Genomic DNA, 1876 nt, shown 5'->3' with positions numbered 1-1876 from the left:
ACCCAGGACACGCCCACCCAGCAGCCGCCCGCGGCCAGGCAACCCGCCGCACCCGACGCACCGGACTCCGCGACCACCCCCGACGGCACGACCGAGCCGGCTCAGCCGCGGCAGCCGGGCCTGTGCGTCCCGATCGTCGGCGTGTGCGTCGACGACACACCGGTCGGCAGGTGAGAACGGCCCTCCCGGCAGACGACGCCACACCGCGTTCGCCCGGCAGCAGCGTCACGGCTCGCAGTCCACTGCCCCCGGCCGGAAGCCGCGAGCCTCACCCGACGCGGAGTCCCAAGCCCTCGGGCCAGGCCCCCACCGGGGAACGCGGTGTCGCACCCGGCTCTCGTCCCGGCGCCCTGCCGCGCATTCGCCCGGTCACCGGCCCGCACCCTCAGCCCTTGCGCGCCTCAACCGGAAGCCCACCGCTCGGTCACCCGGAGTCACCGGCGGATCGCGGCGGTCACCCGTGTCCGGGCCGCCCGCGGCGGTGCCTACGCCTTGACCGGTCGGCGGCTGAGGAGCCACGGCTGGACCACGCCGAGCCCTCGTACGGGGCGCTGCCACATGGGCTGGAGTGCGAAACGGTAGGTCGGTGGTTCCTCGCCCTCCTTCTCGGCGGCGGCCGCGGCCTCGGCGGCCTCCGCCTCGGACGCGGGGGCCTCACCGGCGCGGATGAGTTCCTCGGCGAACGCGGCGTCGACGAGGACCGCGTCCTTGGGCGCTATCGAGGTCAGCCGGCTCGCGAGGTTCACCGTGGAGCCGAACACGTCGCCCATGCGGGTCGTGACGGTCCCGAAAGCCATGCCGACACGCAGCTCGGGCATGGTCTCGTCGTTCGCCATGGTCTCGATCAGCCGCAGGGCGATCTCCGCCGCCACACCCGAGTCGTCGGTGGCGTAGAGGACCTCGTCGCCCAGGGTCTTGATCAGCCGGCCCCCGTTCGCGGCGACGAGATCCGCGGCCGTGGTCTCGAAGGCCTCGACGAGTTCGCCGAGTTCCTCCTCCTCCATACGGCGGGTCAGCCGGGTGAAGCCGACCAGGTCGGCGAAACAGACCGCGAGCCGCCGGTCGACCATCTCCTCGTCGTCGGCGGCCTGCACGACCCGGCCGGTGGCGGCGGCGAGCTGGCGCCGCCAGACATAGACGAGGAACTCCTCCAGCTCGGGCAGGAGCAGTTCGACCAGGGGGTACGTCACCTCGGTACGGGTCATGCCCGGCTCCGGCGGCTCCGTCAGCCCCTCCAGGAACGAGTCGATCTGCCACTCGGCGAGCCGCGCGGTGGTCTGACCGGTGGAACGTGCCACCTGCACGGCCATGGCCTCGCTGAGCAGGCCCGCCTCGACGAGACCGGCGAGCCGCCGCAGGGCGAGGACGTCCGCCTCGGTGAGTGCCTTGGCCTGCCCGATGTCCGCGAAGCCCATGGCCCGCCAGAACCGGGACGCCAGCTCCATGGAGACGCCCGCGCTCCGGGCCGCCTGGAAGGGGGTGTAACGACGCTCGGCTCCGAGGATGAGCCCTTCGAGCCGCAGCGCGAGCGGGTCCTCCTCGCCGCCGTCCGCGCCCTGGGGGTCCGGCGGGTCCACGCGGCCCTGCGCGTCCGTGCCGGAGCCCGTGTCCTCGACGCTCACGCCAGCTGCCCTTCCGATCTCCCGCGGTCACGTACTCGACCGGCCTCAACTCTACGGCAGGTGTGCGCCAGCTCACTCCGTGAGGTGGCGCCGACAGGGGTGCCCTCCTTGACCGTACGGCCCCGACGTGATCGCTGCCCCCGGGAGCGGATCCCCCGGGCGCCTCACCCGCACCCCCGGCCGGCGACCCGCCGTCCGGCGGCGGGCGGGCTGGACGCCGTGACCGGGTGCCCGGACATCGTGCATCTGCGTGC

At 73.9% G+C, this 1876-nt stretch carries 1 protein-coding gene; it reads right to left on the bottom strand.

Going from position 1 to position 1876, the window contains the following annotated elements:
- Positions 1 to 485: 485 nt before the first annotated feature.
- Positions 486 to 1622 carry an adenylate/guanylate cyclase domain-containing protein gene (locus AOK15_RS40670; RefSeq protein ID WP_055524228.1) on the bottom strand — a complete coding sequence of 379 codons (1137 nt, stop codon included), beginning with the start codon at positions 1620 to 1622 and terminating at the stop codon, positions 486 to 488.
- Positions 1623 to 1876 lie beyond the last annotated feature (254 nt).

The organism is Streptomyces ossamyceticus (genome assembly GCF_001418475.1).
GTDB classification, from domain to species: Bacteria; Actinomycetota; Actinomycetes; order Streptomycetales; family Streptomycetaceae; genus Streptomyces; species Streptomyces ossamyceticus.
Note: the sequence above shows the minus strand (reverse complement) of the source record. Positions and strands in the feature narration are given on the sequence as shown.